Source organism: Photorhabdus australis DSM 17609 (assembly GCF_000711895.1).
Taxonomy (GTDB): domain Bacteria; phylum Pseudomonadota; class Gammaproteobacteria; order Enterobacterales; family Enterobacteriaceae; genus Photorhabdus; species Photorhabdus australis.
The window spans coordinates 25,266-51,033 of record NZ_JONO01000029.1 but is presented as its reverse complement, the minus strand read 5'-3'; the positions used below and the strand labels follow the sequence as shown (position 1 = coordinate 51,033).

22 protein-coding genes and 1 pseudogene are annotated in these 25,768 nt (G+C 40.2%); 12 read left to right on the top strand and 11 right to left on the bottom strand.

The features are described 5' to 3' along the window. The first annotated feature begins 130 nt into the window (after positions 1–130). Positions 131–1,144: a HoxN/HupN/NixA family nickel/cobalt transporter gene (locus BO26_RS09925; protein WP_036771116.1), complete on the top strand. Its 1,014-nt coding sequence runs from the start codon at positions 131–133 to the stop codon at positions 1,142–1,144. A 128-nt stretch (positions 1,145–1,272) separates the two neighbouring features. Here the strand turns inward: BO26_RS09925 and BO26_RS09920 are convergent, their stop codons facing one another. The 3 genes from BO26_RS09920 to pntA form a co-directional block, all read right to left on the bottom strand. Next, positions 1,273–2,271, bottom strand: a complete 999-nt coding sequence (locus tag BO26_RS09920; protein ID WP_036771115.1) for an Rpn family recombination-promoting nuclease/putative transposase — start codon at positions 2,269–2,271, stop codon at positions 1,273–1,275. A 372-nt stretch (positions 2,272–2,643) separates the two neighbouring features. Further along, positions 2,644–4,032 carry a Re/Si-specific NAD(P)(+) transhydrogenase subunit beta gene (gene pntB, locus BO26_RS09915; RefSeq protein WP_036771114.1) on the bottom strand — a complete coding sequence of 463 codons (1,389 nt, stop codon included), beginning with the start codon at positions 4,030–4,032 and terminating at the stop codon, positions 2,644–2,646. A 10-nt stretch (positions 4,033–4,042) separates the two neighbouring features. Beyond that, complete coding sequence (gene pntA / locus BO26_RS09910) at positions 4,043–5,572, bottom strand: Re/Si-specific NAD(P)(+) transhydrogenase subunit alpha (protein ID WP_036771113.1); 1,530 nt, start codon at positions 5,570–5,572, stop codon at positions 4,043–4,045. 390 nt (positions 5,573–5,962) lie between these two features. Here pntA and ydgH point away from each other — a divergent pair, with 390 nt between their 5' ends. Continuing rightward, the gene (gene ydgH / locus BO26_RS09905; protein ID WP_036771112.1) at positions 5,963–6,916 is read left to right on the top strand and encodes a DUF1471 family protein YdgH; all 954 of its coding nucleotides are present in this window, start codon (positions 5,963–5,965) and stop codon (positions 6,914–6,916) included. Between the two features lie 71 nt (positions 6,917–6,987). Here the strand turns inward: ydgH and stlE are convergent, their stop codons facing one another. From stlE to BO26_RS24845, 4 genes are all read right to left on the bottom strand, one after another. Further along, positions 6,988–7,230, bottom strand: a complete 243-nt coding sequence (gene stlE, locus BO26_RS09900; protein WP_036771111.1) for a stilbene biosynthesis acyl carrier protein StlE — start codon at positions 7,228–7,230, stop codon at positions 6,988–6,990. 75 nt (positions 7,231–7,305) lie between these two features. Beyond that, positions 7,306–8,454 carry a beta-ketosynthase StlD gene (stlD, locus tag BO26_RS09895; RefSeq protein ID WP_036771110.1) on the bottom strand — a complete coding sequence of 383 codons (1,149 nt, stop codon included), beginning with the start codon at positions 8,452–8,454 and terminating at the stop codon, positions 7,306–7,308. A gap of 4 nt (positions 8,455–8,458) precedes the next feature. After that, positions 8,459–9,403, bottom strand: coding sequence for a hypothetical protein (locus BO26_RS09890; protein ID WP_036771109.1), 945 nt, complete (start codon positions 9,401–9,403; stop codon positions 8,459–8,461). 680 nt (positions 9,404–10,083) lie between these two features. After that, a complete protein-coding gene (locus BO26_RS24845) occupies positions 10,084–10,311 on the bottom strand; it encodes a hypothetical protein (protein ID WP_036771108.1) in 228 nt (75 codons plus the stop codon). Positions 10,312–10,340: 29 nt separating this feature from the next. Here BO26_RS24845 and BO26_RS09880 point away from each other — a divergent pair, with 29 nt between their 5' ends. Beyond that, positions 10,341–11,732, top strand: coding sequence for a basic amino acid/polyamine antiporter (locus tag BO26_RS09880; RefSeq protein WP_036771107.1), 1,392 nt, complete (start codon positions 10,341–10,343; stop codon positions 11,730–11,732). A 301-nt stretch (positions 11,733–12,033) separates the two neighbouring features. Here BO26_RS09880 and BO26_RS09875 read toward each other — a convergent pair whose 3' ends face one another. After that, the gene (locus BO26_RS09875) at positions 12,034–12,882 is read right to left on the bottom strand and encodes an alpha/beta fold hydrolase (RefSeq protein ID WP_036771106.1); all 849 of its coding nucleotides are present in this window, start codon (positions 12,880–12,882) and stop codon (positions 12,034–12,036) included. Positions 12,883–13,592: 710 nt separating this feature from the next. Here BO26_RS09875 and BO26_RS09870 point away from each other — a divergent pair. From BO26_RS09870 to BO26_RS09840, 8 genes are all read left to right on the top strand, one after another. Beyond that, the gene (locus BO26_RS09870) at positions 13,593–14,123 is read left to right on the top strand and encodes a fimbrial protein (protein ID WP_036771105.1); all 531 of its coding nucleotides are present in this window, start codon (positions 13,593–13,595) and stop codon (positions 14,121–14,123) included. Between the two features lie 94 nt (positions 14,124–14,217). Next, positions 14,218–14,892, top strand: a complete 675-nt coding sequence (locus BO26_RS09865) for a fimbrial biogenesis chaperone (RefSeq protein ID WP_051690934.1) — start codon at positions 14,218–14,220, stop codon at positions 14,890–14,892. Between the two features lie 42 nt (positions 14,893–14,934). Continuing rightward, positions 14,935–17,469, top strand: coding sequence for a fimbria/pilus outer membrane usher protein (locus BO26_RS09860; RefSeq protein ID WP_036771103.1), 2,535 nt, complete (start codon positions 14,935–14,937; stop codon positions 17,467–17,469). Positions 17,470–17,485: 16 nt separating this feature from the next. Further along, entirely contained in the window at positions 17,486–18,481 is a 996-nt protein-coding gene (locus tag BO26_RS09855) for a fimbrial protein (RefSeq protein ID WP_236637419.1), read from the top strand. Positions 18,482–18,798: 317 nt separating this feature from the next. Further along, on the top strand, positions 18,799–19,125 hold the full coding sequence (locus BO26_RS09850; RefSeq protein WP_036771101.1) for a tlde1 domain-containing protein: 327 nt from the start codon (positions 18,799–18,801) through the stop codon (positions 19,123–19,125). A gap of 31 nt (positions 19,126–19,156) precedes the next feature. Then, positions 19,157–19,492: a hypothetical protein gene (locus tag BO26_RS24025; protein ID WP_036771100.1), complete on the top strand. Its 336-nt coding sequence runs from the start codon at positions 19,157–19,159 to the stop codon at positions 19,490–19,492. Then, positions 19,443–19,682 (top strand): hypothetical protein, encoded by a 240-nt coding sequence (locus BO26_RS24840; RefSeq protein WP_339374648.1) that lies wholly within the window; start codon positions 19,443–19,445, stop codon positions 19,680–19,682. The genes BO26_RS24025 and BO26_RS24840 overlap by 50 nt, the downstream gene beginning before the upstream one ends. A gap of 19 nt (positions 19,683–19,701) precedes the next feature. Continuing rightward, entirely contained in the window at positions 19,702–20,220 is a 519-nt protein-coding gene (locus BO26_RS09840; protein ID WP_051690936.1) for an Hcp family type VI secretion system effector, read from the top strand. A gap of 534 nt (positions 20,221–20,754) precedes the next feature. Here the strand turns inward: BO26_RS09840 and BO26_RS09835 are convergent. Together BO26_RS09835 and BO26_RS09830 are read right to left on the bottom strand one after the other, a co-directional pair. After that, a complete protein-coding gene (locus tag BO26_RS09835; RefSeq protein WP_036771099.1) occupies positions 20,755–20,952 on the bottom strand; it encodes a type II toxin-antitoxin system HicA family toxin in 198 nt (65 codons plus the stop codon). A gap of 1 nt (position 20,953) precedes the next feature. Further along, entirely contained in the window at positions 20,954–21,211 is a 258-nt protein-coding gene (locus tag BO26_RS09830) for a DUF1902 domain-containing protein (protein WP_051690933.1), read from the bottom strand. Between the two features lie 364 nt (positions 21,212–21,575). Between BO26_RS09830 and BO26_RS23465 the strand changes: the two genes are divergently transcribed. Next, positions 21,576–21,731, top strand: coding sequence for a hypothetical protein (locus tag BO26_RS23465; RefSeq protein ID WP_157835542.1), 156 nt, complete (start codon positions 21,576–21,578; stop codon positions 21,729–21,731). Between the two features lie 92 nt (positions 21,732–21,823). On the opposite strand, the pseudogene hrpA reads toward BO26_RS23465, so the two are convergent. Further along, positions 21,824–25,555: pseudogene (gene hrpA / locus BO26_RS09825) on the bottom strand (ATP-dependent RNA helicase HrpA); the annotation flags it as partial. Positions 25,556–25,768: the final 213 nt, after the last annotated feature.

Sequence of the window (25,768 nt, the reverse complement as noted above, 5' to 3'; positions counted from 1 at the left end):
GGTAATATTACAAGTTGACTATTATTATGGTTTAGCAGAAAACCGTACATTATTGCGTACAGAGGATACTGGCTGTTTTTGTCTCTTAGAAATCACCCGCAAACGGGTTTAATATTAATAGGTCTCTTATATGCATAAAAAACGCGCGTTTTCTCTTCTTGTTGTTCTGGTTGCTGCCAATATACTTGCCTGGATGTGGGCATTTATTGCTTTCCGTCATCATACAGTAATGATGGGGGCAGCTTTGTTGGCTTACGGTTATGGTCTACGCCATGCGGTAGATGCCGATCATATCGCCGCGATTGATAACGTCACTCGCAAACTAATGCAACAAGGTAAATCACCCATTGCGGTCGGCGCTTTCTTTTCTCTGGGACACTCGACCATTGTTATTCTGGCCTGCCTTGCCATCGTGCTGACCTCAATGGCTTTTAAAGATCAGATGGGTTGGGTCCATGATTATGGCGGTATTATTGGTACCTTAGTTTCTGCTTGTTTTCTGCTAGCAATAGCGTTGATTAATTTACTGATACTGAAAAGCGTTTATCAGAAGTTTCAGGAGATCAAACGTGGAAGGAATTTAGCTAAAAATAATTTAACCGAATTAGAAACAACGCCAGGAGGAATAATGACCCGTTTGTTCCACTCAGTCTTCCGATTGGTGAATAAAAGCTGGCATATGTATCTGGTCGGTTTTCTATTTGGCTTGGGTTTCGACACCGCTACCGAAGTTGGGTTGTTAAGTATATCCGCTGCCGGCTCTCTCAGCGGACTTCCGCTGTGGTCAATAATGGTCTTTCCTGCCCTATTTGCCAGCGGGATGGCGCTAATCGACTCACTGGATAATTTTGTTATGGTGGGAGCTTATGGCTGGGCTTTTTCCCAGCCAACGCGCAAGATCTACTACAACATGACTATTACCGCCGCCTCCGTCGCCGTAGCGTTATTTATCGGCGGACTGGAAGCACTCGGGCTTATCGCTGACCAGTGGGATTTACATGGCATTTTCTGGGACACCATTGGAGCATTGAACGACAATATGGGTAACGTTGGTTTTTGGGTCGTTGGAATTTTCATTTTGTTCTGGACATTATCAGTGATGAATTATCGCTGGCGGGGATACGACACGCTGGAGATTAAGTAACAAACACGAAATTCTTTACCCAATGCGCCGTAAAACCCCGTCCTTCAGCTGTCTTTCATAGGGTATAAATAAGAACAAAAATGCCGATCTTGAATATCGGCATTTTGCTGTAGAAGGAGAAGATTAATTTAATGCTTTAACGCTTCAATTTTATCCCGGCTCAGCCCGGTACTGGTGACAATAATGTCCAGACTCACGCCATGCCGTAATAAGGCCCGAGCCGTTTCCACTTTACCTTTCTCTCGGCCCAGTTCAATACCTTTCTCTCGGCCCAGTTCAATACCTTCCTCTCGGCCTAGTTCAATACCTTCCTCTCGGCCTAGTTCAATACCTTCTTCTCGGCCCAGTTCAATACCTCGCTCAAGCCCTTTTTGTTCAAGCTGTTCTGCAATAGTCATCAACATCGTTTCATGCTCCGGAGATTGTTCAATCAGTTGATGGACAAATTGGGAGAGATCCAGCGTATGCCCATTCAGTAAAATATAGTGTAACACCACATTGCGCTGCTCGGTTGTATTATACCCTGCATTCAGGAGTTCCACCAATTGGGGGACCCATTCCAGCATATCCCGGCAGCGAATATGTTTTTGCACCAGTTCCATCAGGGCAACGCCTTTATGCGTCAGGATCTCTTCATCGCTGAGTACACTGACGTCCACCAACGGAAACGCCTGACGGTATAAGTGGGTAGCCTGTTCAGGGAGCGTAAAACAATCCAACCACCGGTTTGAGTAAGGATATGGACGAACCTCACCATGATAAAACAGCAACGGCACCACCAAAGGGAGTTCGGTATGGCCTTTTTTCAGGTGGGCCGCCATGGCTGACATGGCATAATACATCAGCCGCCAGGCCATCAACGGGTCAGGGGTGGACTGATGTTCAATCAGACAATAGATATAGCCCTGTCCCCGAGCCGTTTCAACCGAGTACAGCACATCACTGTGCAGTTGACGTAAATGCCGATCCACAAAACTGCCGGGCTCCAGTTTCAATGTGGCTAAATCACACAACAGCTGGATCTCTTCGGGCAGGTAAAGGGATAAAAACTCCCTGGCCGTTTCAGGCTGCGTTAAAAAGTGCTTGAATAACGCATCATGGTGAGGCCGTTTTTCTTTCTTTGCCACAATCTGTTATCTCTGTCTTATCAGGTAATCATTACTACCCATTGTCTATCCCCGTCACCTATCTGTCTTTCAGAGAGTGTCGCAAAAGCTCTCCCTTATCAGCTAAGAACAGGGTTCCCATTCCAAACTCGGCTCCTTTATAACAACATTTAAAGAGAAGTACTTCCTGTCTACTATGCGATCAATAATGCTCTGGCGGAATTTCTTATTTTCATAAATTACACATGCCAGAGAAGCTTCACGATTTTGTTTCCTTTAATAAAAACTTTGATCATGCCTCAGGCACAGAGTTCCCTTCTTAAGCAAATCTCAGTTTAAATTAAAACCCCACAAAATATTTATGTGGGGTTTGTAAGTTACAATGATACGAAATCACAGTGCTCGCAGGATTGCTTCTACACTCACCTTCGCATCACCAAACAACATTTGGCTATTGTCTTTAAAGAATAGTGGGTTCTGCACACCAGCGTAACCGGTATTCATGGAGCGTTTGAACACAACAACGTTCTGTGCCTTCCAGACTTCCAATACGGGCATACCGGCAATCGGGCTGTTTGGATCTTCCTGTGCTGCCGGGTTAACGGTGTCGTTAGCACCTATGACCAATACCGTATCGGTATCAGAGAAATCATCATTGATTTCATCCATTTCCAAAACAACATCGTAAGGAACTTTTGCTTCAGCCAACAGTACATTCATATGTCCGGGCAGACGTCCCGCAACAGGATGAATACCAAAACGGACCTTAATTCCCTTTTCACGTAGTTTAGCGGTGATGTCATGTACCGGGTACTGTGCCTGCGCAACAGCCATACCATATCCCGGTGTGATAATGACAGAAGTTGAATTTTTCAGCAGCTCAGCAACTTCTTCAGCCGTGGTTTCGCGATATTCTCCCATCTCCTGATCATCACCGGTTGAAGAACCATCAGTACCAAACCCACCCGCGATAACACTGATAAAAGAACGGTTCATTGCCTTACACATGATGTAAGACAGAATCGCCCCCGAAGAACCTACCAATGCACCCGTTACAATCAGTAAATCATTGCTCAACATGAAACCCGCTGCCGCCGCTGCCCAACCTGAATAGGAGTTCAGCATTGAAACCACTACCGGCATATCGGCACCACCGATAGAAGCCACCAAGTGCCAACCAAATGCCAATGCAATGGCCGTCATGATCAACAGCGTGAATATTTGTAAACCAGTACTTTCCGTTTTCACAAAGGTAATTAGTAATACAAAAGAGATAACCAATGCCGCAAGGTTTAATTTATGGCGATTTGGCAACATCAGCGGCTTAGAAGAAATTTTCCCACATAATTTACCAAATGCGACAACAGAACCTGTGAAGGTAACCGCACCGATAAATACTCCCAGGAATACTTCTGTCAGATGGATATTTTCCATTACCGGCTCAGCAAAATTATCGTGAGCAATAAAACTGTTAAAACCGACTAATACAGCGGCTAAACCGACAAAGCTGTGCAAGATGGCGACCAGCTCCGGCATTTCAGTCATTTCAACTTTATTCGCCAGACGAATACCAATAACCGCACCAATCACCATCGCCAGAATAACCCAAACAACATTTCCAGTATCTGGCCCAAAGATTGTCGCAATCAATGCAATTGCCATCCCAGTAATACCAAAAATATTCCCGCGTTTGGAGCTTTCATGACGAGACAAGCCTGCAAGACTAAAAATAAATAAGATAGCAGCAACAATATATGCCGCTGTAACTACTCCACTCGACATAAATTACCCCTTAGTCCTTACGAAACATTTTCAGCATGCGTTGAGTCACAGTGAAACCACCGAAGATATTAATGCTGGCAATTAAAATAGCGATAAATGAAAAGAAACTGACCCATCCACCATCACCAATTTGTAATAACGCCCCAACGACAATAATCCCCGAAATCGCATTAGTTACCGACATCAGCGGTGTATGCAAAGCATGGCTGACATTCCAGACCACGTAATAACCCACCACACAGGCCAGTGCAAATACAGTAAAGTGAGACAAGAACTCTTTTGGCGCAACATTCGCTAACCAACCAAACAGAATAATAGCCAGTGCCAGTAAACCATATTTTAACCAAGGTGAAGTAGGTTGAGGTTTTGGCTTTTCTGCTTTGACCGGTGCCGGTTTTTCCTTCGACTGGACAGAAACCTGAATGGGTGGCGCTGGCCAAGTAATTTCCCCTTCTTTTACTACCGTCACACCGCGAATAACAACATCGTCAAAATCAATATCGATTTCGCCATTTTTCTCTTTACACAACAGCTTGAGCAGGTTAACCAGATTAGTACCGTATAGTTGTGAGGATTGTGTCGGCAAACGGCTTGGCAAGTCTGTGTAACCAATGATTTTCACCCCATTTGCTGTAACAACCAACTTGTCTGCTTGTGTTAATTCGCAGTTACCGCCCGTTTGAGCTGCCAGGTCAACAATCACGCTACCCGGCTTCATAGATTCAATCATCGCTTTAGTGATAAGACGTGGAGCCGGTTTTCCTGGGATAAGCGCAGTGGTTACAATAATATCAACCTCTTTTGCCTGTGCAGCAAAAAGCGCCATTTCAGCTTTAATAAAAGCTTCGGACATCACTTTTGCGTATCCATCACCACTGCCGGCTTCTTCTGCAAAATCCAGTTCCAGAAACTCAGCACCCATGCTCTGAACTTGTTCTTTTACCTCAGGGCGGGTATCAAACGCACGAACAATAGCCCCCAGACTACCCGCTGCACCAATAGCCGCTAAACCAGCAACACCAGCACCAATAATCATTACTTTGGCTGGCGGAACTTTTCCAGCGGCAGTGATCTGCCCCGTAAAGAAACGACCAAATTCATGAGCGGCTTCTACTATTGCACGGTAACCGGCAATATTCGCCATAGAACTTAGCGCATCCAGTGACTGTGCTCTGGAAATACGTGGTACCGAATCCATAGCCAAAACCGTGACTTTGCGATCAGACAATTTTTGCATTAGCTCAGGATTTTGTGCCGGCCAAACAAAGCTAACCAACGTACTCCCTTCTTTCATTAATGCAATTTCGTCATCCTCAGGAGCATTAACCTTCAGGATAATATTTGAGCACCAAATATCATGGCGATCAGTAATTTCAACCCCTACTTGTTGGTAAGCACTATCCTCAAAGCTGGCTAAATGCCCGGCTCCACTCTCAACAACGACATTGAATCCCAATTTCAGCAGTTGTTCCACAGTACCTGGTGTGGCGGCAACACGTGCTTCATTAGTCAGTCGCTCTTTTGGTACACCAATACGCATAATGTCCCCTTATTAAGGCTTAAGATTAATGACGATTATTGCTTGTTAAGGTCAATTTATCGACTAAATTAACTTTATTACTGCCATTAGCAAAATCTATCAACGAATATTTTAATAACCAACTGAAAGTACTATCGGTGATCCATCACTAATGAGTTAGGAAAATAGCTAAATAGTATTACTAAAATAAATTGAAATTTTAACCAGGTCATTCACTATGTTGATGAAAACTTATGGTTCCACATTCTATAAGTTTGTATTTATTCATACTGATAGCATAAATTCGTGGGACATTGGCTATTATTACATGTAATAATTGTGAACTATGCGATACACAACTATGTTCAGCAAGTTATAAATATTTAATGCGCAAGGCGGAAGGATTTTTTTATGAAGCTGAAAACAACGATCATCGCAGCCGCGGTGCTCTCATTAACTAGTATTACCGCTGCTCAGGCAGCTCAGGAATTATCCCCGGAGAAAGCAGCAGAACTGAAACCGTTTAAACGCATTACAGTGACAGGTCCTTTTAATGCTATTTATGAAGCTGCCGATGCCGTTTCCCGTCGAGCAGATAAAATGGGAGCGGATGGGTTCTATATCCAGAGCCTTGACGATCTAAATAATAGCGGCAACCTGCGCGTTGTAGCTGACCTGTATCACAAAGATGCAGAGAAATTTGACAATTCAACTAAATATCGCATGTTCCGTGGTATTAAAGAATTACCCAAAACAGAAGCTGTTACACTGGAACCATTCGATACGGTGACCATCAGTGGCTTTTATTCCAGTGAACCAGATTTGAATGACGCTATTGCAAAAGAAGCAAAGAAAAAAGGCGCTGATTCTTTCTTTATTGTGCGTCAGTTCTCAACCAATGATGGCGGCAATCAAACAGTTACAGCTTATGTTTACAAAGCAGATGCGCCAAAACGTCAAATTCAGGCTGATGAAGCCGTTATCCCGGCTGATTCAGACTCAGGACGTGCGGCGCTGGCCTCTGGCGGAGAAGCGGCTAAGAAAGTGGAAATTCCGGGGTTAGCCTCTTCAACATCAACCAGTAATTCTGTTGGCCGTTTCTTTGAAACTCAATATTCTAAAGGCGAGCGTTACACCGTCACGCTTCCTGATGGCACGAAAATCCAGGAATTAAATAAAGTCAGTGCCGCTCAGATGGCGCCTTTTGATTCCATCACTTTTTCAGGCTATTACAACAGCATGACTGATGTTTCTTATGAAGTTGCTAAACGTGCGGCAGCGAAAGGCGCTAAGTATTATCATATCACTCGTGAATGGCAATCCAGTGGTGGAACTTCTACTATTAGTGCAGATCTATTCAAGTAACCGATTCAACCTAAGAAAAAGGCACACATGGTAATCATATGTGCCTTTTTTACTGAAGGATAATCAAATTCTTAGCTAGCAGATTCTAGCTTCTGGCGAATGCAATCAATGGCGTTTTGTATAGTCACCATTTCTTCCGCTTCTGAATCATCAATAGTTATCCCGAAACGCTCTTCCAGAGCCATGATCAACTCAACATTGTCTAATGAGTCAGCTCCCAATTCCTCAAATGTCTGTGTGGTAAGAATCTGGGCTTCGGGTATTCCAAGTTGTTCTGCAACAACGCTTTTAACATGATTCTCTAAATTTTCCACGCTATTATTTTCCTAATGTACTAATACGCGGGGAAACTTATTGTTTCCCCATATCTCATTGATAAGATCAGCTATTTACACAACAGTTAGGTGAATAAATGCCCCTGAGAATCGGGCACTTTCCGGGATATAACATAAAAGACGTTGATCTTTCTTCAGTTTACCCGAATTAATAAGCTCTTCTAGCATGATATAAATAGAAACCGCCCCAGTATTCCCTTTAGTCGTTAAGTTAGTAAACCAGCGGCCCTGATCGATACTGAAATTAATATCATCAAGACCTGCTGACATCTTCATTCGGAAATATTCAGATGATATATGAGGTAAAAACCAATCAATGGAGTCTGCTGATAAATTACGCTTTTCTACAATTCTTCTCAAAGGTTCACTAAGCGTATATTTAACAACCCTCTCATTTAAGTGTCTAACATCTTGTTTGATACAGAAAACAGAGTAGGCAAGCCAGTCAGCTGGATTCATTTGCGACCAACCTCTTAAACTGCCATCCGCTAATTTTTCTGCACCAGCGTACATACATGTATCTAGCTCATTAGCAAAAGAGTACATGTCTATCCAATCAATTCGTAACGAAGTACCATCAGCCCGCGGTTTATTTTCCAGCAAAACAGCGCCAGCACCATCAGAAAGCATCCAACGCAGAAAATCTTTCTCAAAAGCAATTTCAGGACGCAGTTCCAATTCTGCAACTCGAGCGTCACTTTCATTCTGGAAATTACGCGCATGTAGTACAGATGAAACTGTTTCCGATGCTGTTGCAACCGCATTACTTGTCGTTCCCGAAAGCACAGACAAATAAGCATATTTCATCGCTGTCACGCCTACCATACAAGAGCCTGAAGTTGAAACAACTTCACAAGGTTCATTCTTAAGTTCACCATGAACCATAACGGCATGACCAGGTATAATTTGATCTGGGATAGCAGTACCTGCCGCCAGACTTTGCATATCATCTAAAGAAAAGTGTTCATCGACCAAACCTTTTACTGCTTCAGCCGCTAATTCAGCACTTGAATGAGTTGCTTCACCAGTTTCCGGATCCAAAGCATAATGGCGAAACTTGATACCATTATTACGCAGTACTATATGGCGAGATCTTGATGGTTTGTTACCAACAAAACCAAGGACAGATTCCATTGTGTCATTATCTATGGGGTTTCCCGGCATAAAAGCGGAAACTTTAGTGATATAAACGTTATTACTCATTTACTTATCTATCTCCTTTATTATCATAGCGGGCAGAACCGGATGGTTGTTCATAGTATTCTTGTAATTCATCAAGACGTTTCTTAAGTAATATTGTAAGTACACGGCGAACAACGATTGAAATAGGCAAAACAACTAACACCATCAGTACCAAATAGATCACAAACAGAGTTAATAAAGAACGCCTTACCCATTTTCCCCGTTTACCTACACGGTGAATAAAACCGGACCAAACTTTAAATCCTCGGTGTATAGAATGTTCACCGAAAATAAAAGATTTATTTACAAATACCGCTCCTAAACCTTTCAACATTGGGGCATCATCTTTCTCTTTATCCGCCTTAAGGGCTGTTACCAACGCATCCCCAAAACGTTTAGCTCCCTGGATATCTTCCTTTGACACTCCAGCTGGAGGTAAACAAGAAAAAGGTTGTTTTTTTCCAGTCATTAGCCATAGCGGAGTTGTGAATAATGTTATAAAGAAGTTCGTTTTATCAAAAAAAACCACGTTGTCGCGTAAATACGCTCCATTTTCATGTAAAAGTTTTTTGACTGTTTCTTGAGCCATCAACCACAAGTTTCGGCAAGCAATAACCGTTACTACCGGTTTGCCATTAAGCAACCGTTTTCCTTCTTTGCTCTTAAGAAATGCTGTTATTGGAAGAGATGGGGCCGAAAACCAAACCTGATAGCTTAATATCACCAGGTCAAAAGACTCCTCATCTTCCAGATGTAAAGGGGCTATCTCTGGTGAATCTAACTGTACTGTTTCAGGAAAAACATTAACAAACGCAGAAAACGACCAAGGAAATGGAAATTCTGGAATCGGTTTCAGAACAACTTCACGAATGTATATTTCATCAGATTCATGCAGAGGTGAGATCAGACTTTTCACCACCTCGATTAATTGACCACTTTGAGAATACGACACAACCAGAACACGTTTCATATGTTCTAACCTTATGAATATTCAATACTGAGCCATTCATTGGCGCCTAAAAGATAATAATTCTAATTCGAATAACAATTATCCCTAACTATCTGTCTGGGAATTTTTTTTGCATATATACATAATCATTCCAGAAAATTAAAAACATATACAAAAAAATAAGCTAATAAATGACGAGTTAATATTTTCACAAACAATATAAATCAAAGAAGTCTTTGTCAACATAATTTTCTAATTTTTATATAATAATAGTTTTATATCACATTAAAAAAGTTTAATTTGTCACTACTGAAAATAGTTAATAAAAATATATTAACCTCAATCCAAAATTAACAAAATCAATTAAAACAAACAAAATTTAAAAATAAAATCAATTGGTTAGCCCATATTTCCATTTTAAACCAATAAAAGCACAATATTATAACCAGACAATATTTAATGGATAAACCTGACTAATTAACATATAAACATGGAATTATTATTACCTGATTGAAATATTACATGGAAAAATAAAAATCAAATAGGATAATTCTATCTATTACAATTATTTCTATTAAATTTGATATTAATTGAAGAATTAAAATAAAAACTACTTAATTAGTAATAAGATCAATATGCTTTACTTATCATTTATTTCTCTTAACACAATAAGCAGCACTGTAAAGATTACTCACATAAATTTATAAGAGTAAGCCGTATGGCATCACGCTTTGACCATCATCAATTAGTGCATAAATTTTATGGTAATTTGCATAGAAAAGCATTGCATCCAGCACATCCCCTCCGTAAAATCGCCCACTAATTCTAGGTTTAACCAGTCTGTTTTTCCGTTCTGTACAGCTTGGACGCGATGAAAACCCAATACCCAATTCATCTGTTATGATCAGGGTAATGAACTGGCTAATCATGCAGTTTGTGTCATTTTAGGAACATATCTTTGGAAAAAAAACTAGGTCTTACAGCTCTTACTGCCTTGGTACTCAGTTCTATGGTCGGTGCTGGTGTTTTCAGCTTACCGCAGAATATGGCTGAAGTTGCCAGCCCAGCAGCATTAATGATCGGCTGGGGAATAACAGGTATCGGTATCCTGTTTCTGGCCACAACATTGTTACTTCTTTCCCGTCTTCGCCCAGATCTTGATGGGGGAATTTTCACTTATGCCAAAGAAGGCTTCGGTGAATTAATAGGCTTCTGTTCTGCCTGGGGATATTGGTTATGTGCAGTCGTTGCCAATGTTTCTTATCTGGTCATCGTTTTTGCCGCCTTAAGTTTTTTTACTGATAAAGAGGGGGTAGTCATTTTTGGTGACGGTAATACCTGGCAGTCCCTGTTGGGAGAATCTATTCTACTCTGGTTCGTACACTGGCTGGTACTTCGTGGCGTTCAAACCGCAGCCGGAATCAATAAACTGGCAACAATGGCAAAATTATTACCTTTAGGTGCTTTCATCATTCTTGCTGCGATAGCATTTAAGATGGATGTCTTTGATCTTGACTTTAAAGGTATTGACCTGGGTGTTCCTGTCTGGCAACAAGTAAAAGATACTATGTTAATCACCCTTTGGGTTTTTATTGGTATCGAAGGTGCTGTTGTCGTTTCGGCCAGAGCAAAAAAACGCGCCGATGTTGGTATTGCCACCATGCTAGCCGTAATCACTGCATTAGGAATATACATATTAGTTACCCTACTCGCTCTTGGATTAATACCACGGTCTGAGCTGGCAGAAATACGTAATCCATCAATGGCAAATCTGATGGTAGGACTTGTTGGTCCTTTAGGCGAAATAATTATTGCTGCTGGATTGATTATCTCCGTTTGCGGCGCTTACCTGAGTTGGACAATCATGGCAGCTGAAGTTCCATTTATTGCTTCCCAACATGGCTCTTTTCCGAAAGTTTTTGGTCAGCAAAATAACAACAACGCGCCATCATCTTCCTTATGGTTGACAAATGGTGCAGTACAACTCTCTCTCATTTTTATCTGGTTAAATGGAAGCAACTACAATTCATTACTAGCGATTGCATCAGAGATGATTTTAGTACCCTATCTCTTAGTTGGTGCATTTTTATTAAAGATCGCTTTTCATCGTGGTAGTAAAGGAATATTGCTGATTGCCGTTGGTGCTTGTATTTATGGCATATGGCTGCTCTACGCATCTGGTTTAATGAATTTACTATTATCCGTAGTTCTCTATGCCCCAGGTTTTATTGTTTTCTTGTATGCTCGTAGTCAAAATACACAGAAAAACAACCTTTATCCGGTTGAAAAGCTGGCTATTGTCACATTACTGATAACAGCAATCCCCGCAATGTGGCTGTTAATTAAGTAATCCCATCAATTCAGGCCATTACTTTCCTGTGATGGCCTGCTGTGTTTTCATAGAGCAATTTGTTTCGTTTTTGAACTGTTCTGACATATTTCTTGATGATGCATTTAAATGTATGTTGTAACTAATTTTATTAAAGTCACTGAGTTGGATGGTTCTTGCGTCTTTTTATCGAATCCAAAATGCATTTCGTAGGTGAAACAAGGCCGCACTTCCTAAGACTAGTAATCAGCACCGCCTCTGCCCGGAAAATTCGCGCCGAAACAAGCATGGTTCGAATACCCTGACAGAGACTGGATTACCCTTAGTTATTATTCAGCTTGTCGACCCAATCAGCAATCGCATCGGCTGTCTCTATCGGCTTCTCGGCAGGCAGCGCATGGCCGGCCCCTTCGATCACTGCAACAGTAACACGGTTGCCAAACTCGTCTTTTGCCTCCATGCGAGACTTTTCAGGTCGAAACGGGTCAGACCCAGCCTGAAGATCGAGGATCTGCGCCGTCCCACCTGCCCACCAATCCTTACGTTCAGTCAGCTTACGCGCCGCAGACTGACTTTTTATGACATCGGAATGCCAACCCTCAAGCCAAGACGTTGGATCATTATCTTTCGCGAAAAAGGCAAGTCGAAGCCCCGCCAATCGCGCCTCACGAGTAGATTTCGGATCGCTAACCACAGAGATCGCATCCGAGAGTTCTGAGGGCCAGGATTTCGCGGCCCCCGCCAGAAGCACTATGCCACGCGTCATTTCAGGATAGTCCGCAGCGATTGTCTTAGCGATCCAGTGACCATAAGCGTGGCCCACCACAATTGCCTTGCCACCTTCCGCAGTGACCACCGCCGCGAAATCATCGGCAAAGTCGTGGAAGGTCACGTTCTCCATCGGACCGGTCGACCCCAGAATTCCGCGCGGCTCCGGCAGAGCAACTCGATAGCCACGCGCCGCTAGTCGATCCGCAAGCGGCGCAAATTCCGCCGTTCCTCGCCCGGTTGAGGCGATTATCATAATCAGAGGTCCCTCCCCGCGCACTGAATATTCGATTGATGCTGCGCCATTAGTGACGGTTTTCTGCTCTGCTTCCATGGCTGAGACGGGCTGTACGACCACAAATACACTGACCAATAAGCCCAATGCAAAGACGAACTGTTTCATTTTTCCTCCCTTGACTTCGTTGATTACCTATTACGTTGAAGACTATCCAGACACGCGCCATAAATCATAAACCGTACAAGATCCGCATACGCGGCTAGTATCGGTAGTTTTTCAGCTATACCCAATAGATTTCAAGCATTAAAAAAACTATTTGTCTGGTGAAAAGTAAACAAAAGATCAAATGAGAAATATAAACTTGATTAAGCTATATATAACTTAATCTATCATGTATACACATTCTCAATAGAAAAAAATAACCATATGGAATAATGAGGTTGAGATAATAAAACAGACCAAAAAAGAATAAACTTTTCAGACCAATATGTTAATTGTGATACAAATCACAATGGATTTCATAACTAATTATTAATTAATAAATATTTGCATTAGTTAGCACAATAGTTTATTTTATATGATAAATGATAATAAACCATGAAAAAAAATCCTGCTTAGTCTTTAATTATAGATAAAAATCTCAAATACAGAATATTATCGAGTCATTCTTTGGATTCTTACGAATAAATCGCTATTATCACCAAAATCTTATCCTAAATAAGAAACGCCAAAGCAAAACAGTCTGGGATATGATTCTTATTATCGGATAAGAGCTTTGGATCTTTACATACTGTATTAACATTTATACAGTTTCGATAAAATCAACATTTCTGTTTTCCTGACGTAATACGCGTCAGGGTTAGGATCAATTTAAAATGAAAGCTAAACTGATTATTTCATCCTTACTTGCATCTTCTGTATTTATTTCCGTAGCAAATGCAGCTGACGGAAGAATCAACTTTACAGGTAATATCATCGCTAATGCTTGTAAAATCGATACCAATTCCGCAAACCAAAATGTGAATATGGGAACAATTAGCTCAAGTGCATTTAATGGTGTAGACAGCACTGCTGCCGCAACACCTTTCAGCATTAAACTAAGTGATTGCCCACCAGAATACAGTAATGCACAAGTTAAATTTGATGGACAAACAGATAGTAAAAATAGCAGTCTTCTAGCCCTATCCAATGATAAAGGTCAAGATGTCGCTGATGGTGTTGCAATTGGCATTTATGAAGAAGATAATTCAACGTTGATTCCTTTAATCAAGGCATCAAAACTCCAGACGTTTACTGATCAAAAAACAGCAGAATTGAAATTTATTGCAAAATATATTGCAACAGCTCAGACAATTAGCCCTGGCTCTGGTGATGCAGTCGCCAACTTTACTATTGTTTATAATTAAGACAACCAAACTGAGTAACCAAGAAATATGGGCACGGATGCCCACTAATCCCACAAAATAATGTATAAAAATGCGATAAAACGGAGAACTTACCGTGCAATACCACCGCTTATTAACAATGATATTTCTATATATTATCAGCATAAATTTTGCTATCGCAGGCGTCGTCATTGGTGGAACCCGCGTTATCTATATCAGCGACAAAAAAGAAGCATCCATTTCTATACATAACCCAGAAAAAGATGCACCTTATCTGATCCAGTCCTGGATTCAGGATGAAAACGATAATACAAAAACGCCCTTTATTGTTACTCCACCAATTTTCAAGCTCACAGCCGGTAATGAAAATATCCTGCGTATTGTAAAAACAGGAACGAACCTGCCTGATGATCGGGAATCACTTTTTTGGCTCAATGTGAAATCTATTCCTGCCTCAGTAAAATCAGATCAAAATCAATTACAAATTACAGTTAAATCAAAGTTTAAACTATTTTACCGTCCTGTAAATTTAGCAGAAAAGTCAAGTATCGCCTACAAACAGCTCAAATTCAGGGTAGAAAATAATGTATTAGTTGCTGAAAATCCCACTCCTTACTTTATCTCATTTTCATACCTTAAGGCCGATCAACATGAAATAAAACCAGCAGGAATGATTAAACCTTTTAGTCAACTGAATTGGCCTCTACCTGCAAAGAACATAAAACAAGTTAGTTGGAAAACCATTAATGATTTTGGTGGTGTGACTGCCGAAGAAAAAACAATTATTTAACAAAATAATTACATTAATGTGTTCTATGTTAGAAAATTAATTATGGAAAAGTATTCACGGCATAAAATTAATAAAAATCCATACCATATTGAATGCCCGTGGCGCTTATTACCTCTATTTATGGTAATCGGAGTACTTGTTTGTTCTACTAATGTTTATTCTGAAGATTATTTCAACATTCATGCCTTAGAAACAGGTACTCATTCACCCGATAATATTGATCTCTCTATCTTCACACAAGATGATTATCCTCCGGGTATTTATTGGGTAGATATTTATCTTAACAAAGATAAGGTCAATACCAGAAATGTAACCTTCGTTATGATAAACAATAAGTTACTCCCTAAACTGACAGTTCAACAATTACAGGATATAGGAGTAAAAATTGATACATTTCCAGAATTAGTCAGTTTACCACCAGAAACAGAGCTGTCTGATTTGGGACAATATATTCCATCAGCAAGTACAACCTTTAATTTTAGTCAGCAAAGGCTGGATATCAGTATTCCGCAAGCAGCATTAAACAATCAGGCAAGAGGTTATGTTTCACCTGAACTATGGCAACAAGGATTAACTTCATTGTTAGTTAATTACAGTTATAGTGGATCAAATAGTTGGCAAGACAACAAATCGGGCTCTAAACAAACCAACTATCTGAATCTCCGAACAGGTGCTAATTGGCAAGCATGGCGCTTACGTAATTATTCCACCTACACCAGTCGTAATAAGAGTTGGAAAAGTATTAACACCTATTTACAACGGGATATTCACTCACTGAAAGGACAATTAACCTTAGGTGATAGCTTTACACCTTCCTATATTTTTGAAGGTAACCAATTTCGTGGCCTCCAACTAGCTTCTGACGATAATATGTTACCAGACAGCTTAAAAGGGTTTGCTCCTACTGTCCGAGGAATTGCGCAAAGTCATGCTCAGGTTACGATCAAGCAAAATGGTTATATCATTTATCAGGCTTATGTCGCACCCGGCCCATTTGTCATTAATGACCTTTTCTCAACGACATCCAGCGGAAATCTGGAGGTTATTATTAAAGAGGCAAATGGTCAGGAACGTCGATCTACCCAATCATTTTCAACTGTTCCTGTCATGCTACGGGAAGGTGGGATTCAATATTCGATGACGCTGGGTCAGTATCAATCATCAAATAACCGAGGAAGAGAACCTAATTTCACCCAAGGCACATTAATCTACGGCCTTTCTAATAATATCACCACCTATGGCGGTACTATTTTATCAAAAGATTATCAATCAATGGCTTTGGGAGCAGGCTATAATTTAGGTACATTAGGTTCTCTCTCCTTTGATATCACCCACGCAAATACTAATTTACAGTCAAATACAAATGCCGAAGGGCAATCTTACCGTTTTCAATATGCAAAAGATTTTTCATTAATAGGGACTAATTTTACTCTGGCAGGTTATCGCTATTCAACACGTGGCTTTTATGAATTTAAAGAAGCCAATGATATAGGTAATTCTAATAATAGTGACTGGCGTTATCGCACTAATAAAAGAAGTAAGCTGCAATTGCATATTAATCAGTCTCTGGGAAATTTAGGGAGTTTATATCTATCTGCTTTTCAGCAAAATTATTGGCAACAAAATGGCTATGAACGCAGTATCAACGCCGGTTATAGCACCAGTTATAACAACATCAATTACAATCTGAATTACACTTATAACCAACTCCCCAATACCCATAAAAACGAGCAACTTTTTTCATTTAGCATACAAGTTCCATTAAATCGCTGGTTGAAAAATAACTGGGCCTACTACAACTTGAATACAAATAAAAATAAGGATATTTCTCATCAAACAGGTTTAAGTGGTACGGCACTTGAAGACAATAATTTAACTTATAGCTTACAACAGAGTTATGCAAATCACGGTATTGGAGTTGGTGGTCATACTCATGCAGAATATAAAGGATCTTATAGTCAGATTAATGCTGGTTATAGTTATGACCGTCATTCTCGCCAGCTGAATTACGGCCTTCAAGGAGGCATTGTTGCCCACCCATATGGCATCACCTTTTCACAACATTTAGGTGATACTTTAGCATTAGTCCGAACTGATGGGGCTAAAGGAATAAAGATCCATAATAATGTGGGTATTACGACCGATTGGAACGGTCTCGCGATTATTCCTTATGTTAGCAGCTACCGAAAAAACCGAATTGCACTCGATACCCATTCATTAGCCGATAATGTCGATATTGATGTTAATGCCCAAACGGTTATTCCTACTCAAGGTGCTTTAGTTCTGGCGAATTTCCAAACCAGAATAGGTCATAGAGTTCTGATAAACCTATATTATCAGGATAATCCTATTCCTTTTGGGGCAATAGTGACGTTAGAAAAACACCACGAAATTGATGAAACCAATAATGCAATTGTCGGTCATGAAGGACAGGTTTACCTCACCGGTTTACCCGATAGTGGACGATTATTGGTTAAATGGGGTTATCAGGATATTCAGGAATGTAGTGTCAATTATAAGTTACCAGAAAAAAAACCTTTATCTGGCATCTATATAATAGAAGCTCACTGTAAATAACGATTTTCAGGAAAATATGATGCTCAATATTTATAATAGAATTAAACAGTTACTAATGGTCACGCATTTATTTATTGGTTTGGCAATAAGTTCTTATAGTTTTGCCGCTAACTGCCAGTTTGACAAAGAATTTAAACCGGAAATCACTAATCTGTCTTTTGGTACCTTATATGTACCAAGAGATCACGCTATTGGCACAACCATTTATGAATATCGTGCTGATGAATTAGCCAATAAAGGCAATATCTTCTATTGCGATAAAAATGTTAAAACATCATGGGGATATACATCTTATAAAAGTGCAGACTACAACAAGGATGCTATTTACGAATCTGGTATTCCCGGTGTGGGTATAAGAATAAATACCTGGGGTCCCGGCTATGGTTTGGATTGGTTACCCCGTATTGTTCACGACCCTGTAACCTGTGACAATTCAAGTCGTTGGTATTGTGGTAATACATGGGGATATCTAACAATTCAACTGATAAAAATAGCACCAACAACCGGCTCTGGTTTTGTCAGAAACGATCAGTTAATTCAGGCACGAATAAATGATAACGTCGTTCATACCTACCGTTTGGGAAATACCCGGATTATTACTAAAAGCTGTTCGCTGAAAGATACCAATATTGTTGTTCCCATGGGTGATATCAAAAAGAGCGATTTTTCTGGTGTTAATAGCACCGCAGGAGGGAAAGATTTTGAGATTATTTTAGATTGCGATGATGATGTTAATATTCAATTAATGCTTGATGGAAAGCAAGCAAAGAATAATTTATATCATGTCTGGGCACTGGATCAGGATAATAACCACACAACCGCTTCCGGTGTTGGTCTACAAATACTTCACAACAATCAACCCGTAATTATCCATTCACAAATCAATATCGGTAATAGCTATTCAGGCGGGAAGTTCTCTATCCCTTTACACGCCCGCTATTTTCAATTCGATCGCAATATTACCCCCGGACAAGCAAATGTGACCGCGACAATCACATTAACCTATCAGTAATAAATTAATCTGTATCAGTTATAGATTAATTTATTTCTTAGCTGTTTCACTGTTTTTAATTATTTTATTTTTATCAAGATTAAGAACAACAAAACTTAACGTTTAATTAAGAAGTTGGGGGAATATCATTATTTATTTTTCCAGATTTTTTCGACTATAATTTAGATGATCTCTAAGCAATATCAGTTCTTAATTTATTGTTTTAAGTAGCCATATTTACAAAAATATTATCTTTTTTACAAAATAACACTTTAAAAAAATTTTATTACATTTAGATTACCCATCATGATTTATATAAATTATTAATGAGGATAAATATGACTTGGCAATATTCACAAAGCACTGGAGTGCTAACACATAATGGTTCTTTTATCGCAAAGGGCTATAGCGGTCGTGGCGCTGGGATAAACAATTCATCTATGGAGCAAGTTAAAGATGAAGGACCAATTCCTCGCGGTTATTACAGAATCAATGGTTACACTAACTCAATAACCAAAGTTACTGTGACATTAGAGCCTATTATGGGAACTAATACGTTTGGGCGTACTCTTTTTAGAATACACGGAGACAGAAAGGATGGTACATACCGGCAAGCATCACATGGTTGTATCATTATAAATGGCTCCAATCTCAGAAAAAAATAGCCAACTCTAGTGATACAATTCTGGTGGTCAAATGAAAAAACTGATTTTGTTTTTAATGCTGGTATCATTCTATTCACTAGCCGTAGATCGTCATATTATAGCTAAAAATCCATACCCAAATTTAACACCAGAGCAATTAACTCTACAAATAAAGCAGCAGGGTGCAAGAGCGGTAATTGCAAATATGCCAGAAGGAGACAACGGAGAATGGGATTATATAACAGACCATATTGCAAGTGGAGATATGGCATGGCTAAAAGTAGCGCCTTTACTTGCAAAAGGCAGTGACGCCGATATCGGAAACGTTATCAACCGCATTGGCAACCGCATTACCGAAAAACGCAAACGGAGTATTATCTATTCTTGATGATTCCAATGTTCCAATTAGCACTGATTCTGTATGTTCTCTGCCTTTTTATCAAGGAACGGAAGCTGAGTTGAATCAATATGTCGTTGACAGTATTCGTGCACTGTATAAAAACAAAGGCGGTGAAAAATGCTTACAAAAACTTATTTCTACCACTGGTAATTCAAAATCATTTTCTGAAGGAGATTAACGATGGCTATCCTCTCTATATGTATATAAAAGACGATGGCGGATCAGATATTAAAGGTTCCGTCGATGTCTATGGTAGAGAAGGCAGTATTGAGGTTTTAGGTCTTCATCATAGTGTCAGTATCGCCAATGATGATAATACGGGAAAATTGACTGGAACGAGGAAACACCTCCCGTTTATGATTGAAAAAGAAGTCGACTCGTCATCACCCTATCTTTATAAGGCATTAACCACAGGGCAAACATTAAAATCAGCAGAGTTAAAATGGTATAAAATAAATGAACATGGTCAAGAAAAAGAGTACTTCAATACTTTCATGGAAAATGTAAAAGTGGTTAATATTGTTCCTGTTATGCTCGATATAAAGGACGCATCAAAAGAGAAATTCAATCATATGGAAATCGTTGAACTTCGCTACGAAAAAATCACCTGGAAACACAGGGCCGGATCTCATATTTTTAATATGGTTATTATGGGTAAAAATAACTCTTCACATGCTCAACAAACACACAAAAGAGATATCAAAACCTATCAATAAAATCATATTGAATATGCGAAATTATCAATATCAGTGTGACGATTGATTTTTATACAAAGTAGAATCCCGCCCTGCCTGGAAACATAATGATGGAAATATAATTCATTCCGATAGCTGGAATGATCGAGTTTAAATCCTATAGGGCAGAAGGCCAAAAAAATGGCCTTTCCTTATTATCAGAAAGTCACTTTTTACATATCACAAAATTATATAATAATAACTGGCGGATTCGACTAATAAGTGCAATTTTTCAGAAGGGCGGTCAGTTGCTATAGTAGGCATCTTTTCCTGTACTTCCATCTACTCAATGCTCTAATGCCGTCCATAATTTCACCTTATCACCAATTTTCACAGTATACCTTCATTTTAGTCACCAAATGACACACGGATAAGATAATCTCCTCCTTTATATTTCTTATTCTTAATTTCACCTATAAAAAAACCGAAATTAAGTGGCATATATGAAAAAATCCACCGAAGTAGATTTAATTGTATAATTTATCTTTACTTACAACGATATAATGACAGCAATCATTAGATTTTTTCTTTAATACCTGCCTGTCTCAGAACCGCATTAGCGGTATGCTTAGAAGCTATTGTATATGGCACACTAAACGCTTTATTGGTTATATCGCTGCGCCATATTTCATGGCTACCTTTTCCTTGTCTAACAAAATAGCATCCATGCGCCAATAAGATTTCTCTCAGTTGTGGATATAAGCCAGATCCCATATCAGAGCGCTATCCTTGAATCGTAAGATTGTTCCTGAACGAAACTAATTTTTATCGCACCAGGGTTATTACCAAGCCCATTTACCTCGTATAACTCAGGAACTATTTCCCATACTCGTGCTGTCAATTCATCATAGGTTTTGGCTTCAGTTACTACCCCTAATTCATCACATTCAGCAATCCAGACGTTATCATGAGTGACTTTTACAACAAAACTAGTTTGTCGATCACCGAAATGCGCCTTATAAACTGTGTTCATAACTCCCCCTTATCACTTACTACCATTTGGTAATAATAGCCCACACAATAATATAAGAAAAGGTATTATTTAAGCCATCCTAGACTTAGGGATAAAATAGACTACTAAGTATTGACTAATATAATAGTTCAGATAACTCTATATCATATCAGGTATGTCATTGATATAATTAAATATCAGAAAGTCACTTTTTCCATATCACGAAATTAATAACAATAATTTATTAATTACATTGAAAAATCTAAGATTCATTATCTGTATTTTAGTGGTTATAGTTATTCCCACAAAAGAACCTATGAAAGACTTTTACAAAAGGTGAAATCAGGATTAGCATCAAAGTATGAATATCTAAAAAGAGGAGCTTATGTTGTTAAAACGTGCTACAGCAACAAAGAAAACGACGACGCAGGCCGACTATGATCGTAACCGCGAAAGCAAAACTAACATGGTTAATACTTTCATTAAAGTTAATAAAACCAAACATGCAGAAAGCACCTGCCAACTAAAGCGCACATCTTAGTAGAAGCCACCTCTAAACGAGGTGCCCTCTCCCTCTAGTTCATAAAAAATGACCTCGCCGAAACCATGAACAGTCTCTGGCATTTCTTCTCATCAGGAAGCAATTTGCTCCATTGTTTGCAAAATTCGTTTATCAGAGACCGGATATGGCGTACCCAGTTGCTGGGCAAACAAACTGACCCGTAGTTCTTCTATCATCCAACGAATTTCTTGTACCTCAGGTAGCTGTTTCTGTTGCAACGATAATTTCGCTAACCATTGCTGCCATTGTTGCTGAACATTCTCAATACGCCCCATTTGCGTCCGGTCCCGATGTCGATCAACAGCCAATTTTTCCAAACGCCGCTCAATGCCATGCAAATAACGCAAAATATCTAGCAAACGTTTCCAGCCATTAGTGGTGACAAATCCTCTGAAAACCAAACCAGAAATCTGTGCCTTAATATCAGATAACGCCAACGCCAGTGAGATATCAACCCGGCCTTTAAGACGTTTATTAATAGCAAAAACGGCAGTGAGTATCTGTTCTACCTGCTTAGCAATTTCCACCACCGTATCATTCAATTCAGCCCGAACCTTATCCTGTAACTGAATAAAAGCCTGCTCATTCCAAACCAGACCCCCATGCCCTGCCATCAATTTATCAACACCACAGGCAATACAATCATCGATTAAATCCAGCACGTTGCCATAAGGATTAAAATAGAGACCCAATTTGGATTTGTTAGGCAATTTCTCATGTAAGTATTTAATTGGTGAAGGAATATTTAGCAATAGCAGACGACGAGTGCCTTCCCACATAGCAATCTGTTGTTCAAGTTCAGTTTCAAATAGCTTAATACCAATACTCTCTTTTTCATCCACCAATGCTGGAAATGCTTTGACGGAATAGCCCCCGCGCTTTTGCTCATACCGTTCCGGTAATTCACCAAAGCTCCAAATATGCAGACCACTCTGTTCAATACCATCATCAGCTACCGCTGAAAGTGTCTCCTGAACTTTATCTTTCAATCGTAATTTCAGCGCAGATAAATCTTTACCTTCAGCAATAGTCCGGTTCTTCTCGCCTACAACTCGGAACGTCATTTTAAGGTGATCTGGTACTTGTCCTAACTGCCAATCATCACGTGACACCGTCACCCCCGTCATGCGCCGTAATTCTCTTTCAAGACTATCCAGTAAGGTAGATTGTGGCTGAGATACTCGTTCCATAAATGCCTGAGCATAGTTTGGCGCAGGTACAAAATTACGACGAACCGGTTTCGGTAATGATTTAATCAAAGCAACGACAAGATCGTAACGAATACCTGGGATCTGCCAGTCAAATCCATCATCTTTAATCTGATTTAGCACTGGCAGCGGAATATGAACCGTCACACCATCAGCTTCCGTACCCGGCTCAAATTGGTAACTTAGCCGTAATTTCAGTGAATTCTGATACCAGTAATTAGGATAATCCAATGCGCTGATTTTATCCGCGTCACCTCTGATCAACATATTTTTTTCAAAGTTGAGCAGCTCCGGCTGTTGTTTTCCCGATTTTTGCCACCAGCGATCAAAATGACGGGCAGAAACCACACTCTGAGGTATACGTTGATCATAGAAATTGAACAGGGTCTCATCATCCACCAAAATATCACGACGGCGGGATTTATGTTCCAGCGCTTCAATCTCTTCACGTAATTTCAGATTTACGCGAAAAAATGCATGCCGGGTTTGCCAATCACCCTCCACTAGTGCATGACGAATGAATAATTCACGGCAGAGCATCGGGTCTATTTTGCTGTAATTAATCTGACGGCTAACCACAATTGGCAAACCATATAAAGTCACTTTCTCCTTGGCCATTACCGCGCCCTGCGATTTTTGCCAATGAGGCTCGCTGTAATGATATTTCACCAGATGTACCGCTAATGGTTCAACCCAATCAGGCTCTATCCTGGCAGCAATACGTCCCCATAAACGGCTCGTTTCAACCAGTTCCGCCACCATTACCCATTTAGGCGGTTTTTTAAATAAGCCGGAGCCAGGAAAAATAGAAAAGCGAGCATTACGCGCGCCTGTATATTCCTGTTTATCTGTATCTTTCTGGCCAATATGCGATAACAACCCAGAGAGTAACGAAACATGAATACTGCGGTAATCTGCATCCTGGCTATTTACGGGTAAACCAATTTCTTTTACCACTTGCCGTAGCTGGGTATATATATCCTGCCATTCTCTGACTCTCAGATAATTAAGGTAATCCTGACGGCACAATTTACGGAATTGCGCAGAAGATAGCGCCTTTTGTTGCTCTTTCAAAAAATCCCATAATTTCAGGAACGCGATAAAATCGGAGTCTTTATCAGCAAATCGGCGATGCTTCTCGTCGGAAACCTGCTGTTTCTCCAGCGGCCTTTCTCTTGGGTCTTGAATAGACAGCGCAGCAGTAATGACCATCACTTCACGTACACAACCATGATTACGCGCTTCCAATACCATACGCGCCAACCGAGGATCAACAGGAAGCTGAGCAAGCTGACGTCCTATTGAGGTAAGACAGTAATTACCCTGAACAGTTGCTTTCTGGTCAATAGCACCGAGCTCTTCTAGAAGTCGTACACCATCCTGAATGTTACGTTTATCTGGGGGCTGCACAAACGGGAACGCGCTGACATCCCCAAGACCAATTGAGGTCATTTGCAGAATCACCGATGCCAGATTAGTGCGCAGGATTTCTGGATCAGTAAATTCTGGCCGTGAAAGGAAATCGTCTTCTGAATACAGGCGGATACAAATCCCATCAGATACGCGTCCGCAGCGCCCTTTCCGCTGATTTGCCGATGCCTGAGATATTGGCTCAATCGGCAATCTTTGTACTTTCGTCCGATAGCTGTAACGACTGATACGCGCATAGCCGGTATCAATTACATACTTAATTCCCGGTACCGTTAAGGACGTTTCTGCTACGTTAGTTGCCAATACAATCCTCCGGCCAGAGTGTGACTGGAAAATCCGGTTCTGATCACTGTTAGAAAGACGCGCAAACAGCGGCAATATTTCGGTATGACGCAGATTCAGTTTATTCAAAGCATCGGCAGTGTCGCGAATTTCCCGCTCACCACTCATAAAGATCAGGATATCCCCAGGTCCTTCATGCCCTAACTCATCAACGGCATCAATAATTGCTTCAAGTTGATCCCTTTCTCCATCGTTATCCTCTCCCATAACGGGCCGATAACGCACTTCTACTGGATAGGTTCGACCGGAAACTTCAATAATCGGCGCATGATTAAAGTGGCGAGAAAAACGCTCAGGATCAATAGTTGCTGAAGTGATGATGACTTTCAGGTCAGGACGCTTTGGCAGTAACTGACGCAAATAGCCCAGAATAAAATCAATATTTAAACTACGTTCATGCGCTTCATCAATAATCAAAGTGTCATACTGTTTAAGTAGTTTGTCATTTTGCAATTCTGCCAACAAAATACCATCGGTCATCAGCTTAACCAATGTATTATCGCCTACATGGTCACTGAAACGAACTTTATAACCTACAGCTGCGCCTACTGAGGTTTCTAATTCCTCCGCCAAACGATTAGCAACAGCACGAGCCGCCAGTCGCCGGGGCTGAGTATGACCAATTAATCCTTTTATTCCCCTTCCCAGTTCAAGACAGATTTTCGGAATCTGCGTTGTTTTACCTGAACCGGTTTCGCCGGCAATAATCACAACCTGATGGTCACGGATAGCTTTATAAATATCATCTTTCTTCTGGCTGACAGGCAGGTTTTCTGGATATTTAATTGTTGGACAGACAGCCTGACGATTAATGATTTTCTGGAACTCTTTCACCTTACATTGGTCCTTTGATTTCTTATTTTGCTGATTAGCCAGTGTTTATTGATGGCTCAGTTTTTATTGGCAACATAGCTCTTATTGGCAACATAGTAGCACATTCAATTTATTGGAGATAATTTCGGCTAGCACTCATTGAATGGATATTGGTACGAGTAAAGTCATTCAATAAATTTGAATTCTAATCTCTAAATATTG

What these genes read in the sequence shown, in the direction of transcription:
- BO26_RS09925 (WP_036771116.1), top strand. Translation starts at nt 131, where the DNA reads ATGCATAAAAAACGCGCGTTTTCTCTTCTTGTTGTTCTGGTTGCTGCC.
- pntB (WP_036771114.1), bottom strand. Translation starts at nt 4,032, where the DNA reads ATGTCGAGTGGAGTAGTTACAGCGGCATATATTGTTGCTGCTATCTTA.
- pntA (WP_036771113.1), bottom strand. Translation starts at nt 5,572, where the DNA reads ATGCGTATTGGTGTACCAAAAGAGCGACTGACTAATGAAGCACGTGTT.
- ydgH (WP_036771112.1), top strand. Translation starts at nt 5,963, where the DNA reads ATGAAGCTGAAAACAACGATCATCGCAGCCGCGGTGCTCTCATTAACT.
- stlD (WP_036771110.1), bottom strand. Translation starts at nt 8,454, where the DNA reads ATGAGTAATAACGTTTATATCACTAAAGTTTCCGCTTTTATGCCGGGA.
- BO26_RS09890 (WP_036771109.1), bottom strand. Translation starts at nt 9,403, where the DNA reads ATGAAACGTGTTCTGGTTGTGTCGTATTCTCAAAGTGGTCAATTAATC.
- BO26_RS24845 (WP_036771108.1), bottom strand. Translation starts at nt 10,311, where the DNA reads ATGATTAGCCAGTTCATTACCCTGATCATAACAGATGAATTGGGTATT.
- BO26_RS09875 (WP_036771106.1), bottom strand. Translation starts at nt 12,882, where the DNA reads ATGAAACAGTTCGTCTTTGCATTGGGCTTATTGGTCAGTGTATTTGTG.
- BO26_RS09870 (WP_036771105.1), top strand. Translation starts at nt 13,593, where the DNA reads ATGAAAGCTAAACTGATTATTTCATCCTTACTTGCATCTTCTGTATTT.
- BO26_RS09860 (WP_036771103.1), top strand. Translation starts at nt 14,935, where the DNA reads ATGGAAAAGTATTCACGGCATAAAATTAATAAAAATCCATACCATATT.
- BO26_RS09855 (WP_236637419.1), top strand. Translation starts at nt 17,486, where the DNA reads ATGATGCTCAATATTTATAATAGAATTAAACAGTTACTAATGGTCACG.
- BO26_RS09850 (WP_036771101.1), top strand. Translation starts at nt 18,799, where the DNA reads ATGACTTGGCAATATTCACAAAGCACTGGAGTGCTAACACATAATGGT.
- BO26_RS24025 (WP_036771100.1), top strand. Translation starts at nt 19,157, where the DNA reads ATGAAAAAACTGATTTTGTTTTTAATGCTGGTATCATTCTATTCACTA.
- BO26_RS09840 (WP_051690936.1), top strand. Translation starts at nt 19,702, where the DNA reads ATGTATATAAAAGACGATGGCGGATCAGATATTAAAGGTTCCGTCGAT.
- BO26_RS09835 (WP_036771099.1), bottom strand. Translation starts at nt 20,952, where the DNA reads ATGGGATCTGGCTTATATCCACAACTGAGAGAAATCTTATTGGCGCAT.
- BO26_RS09830 (WP_051690933.1), bottom strand. Translation starts at nt 21,211, where the DNA reads ATGAACACAGTTTATAAGGCGCATTTCGGTGATCGACAAACTAGTTTT.
- BO26_RS23465 (WP_157835542.1), top strand. Translation starts at nt 21,576, where the DNA reads ATGTTGTTAAAACGTGCTACAGCAACAAAGAAAACGACGACGCAGGCC.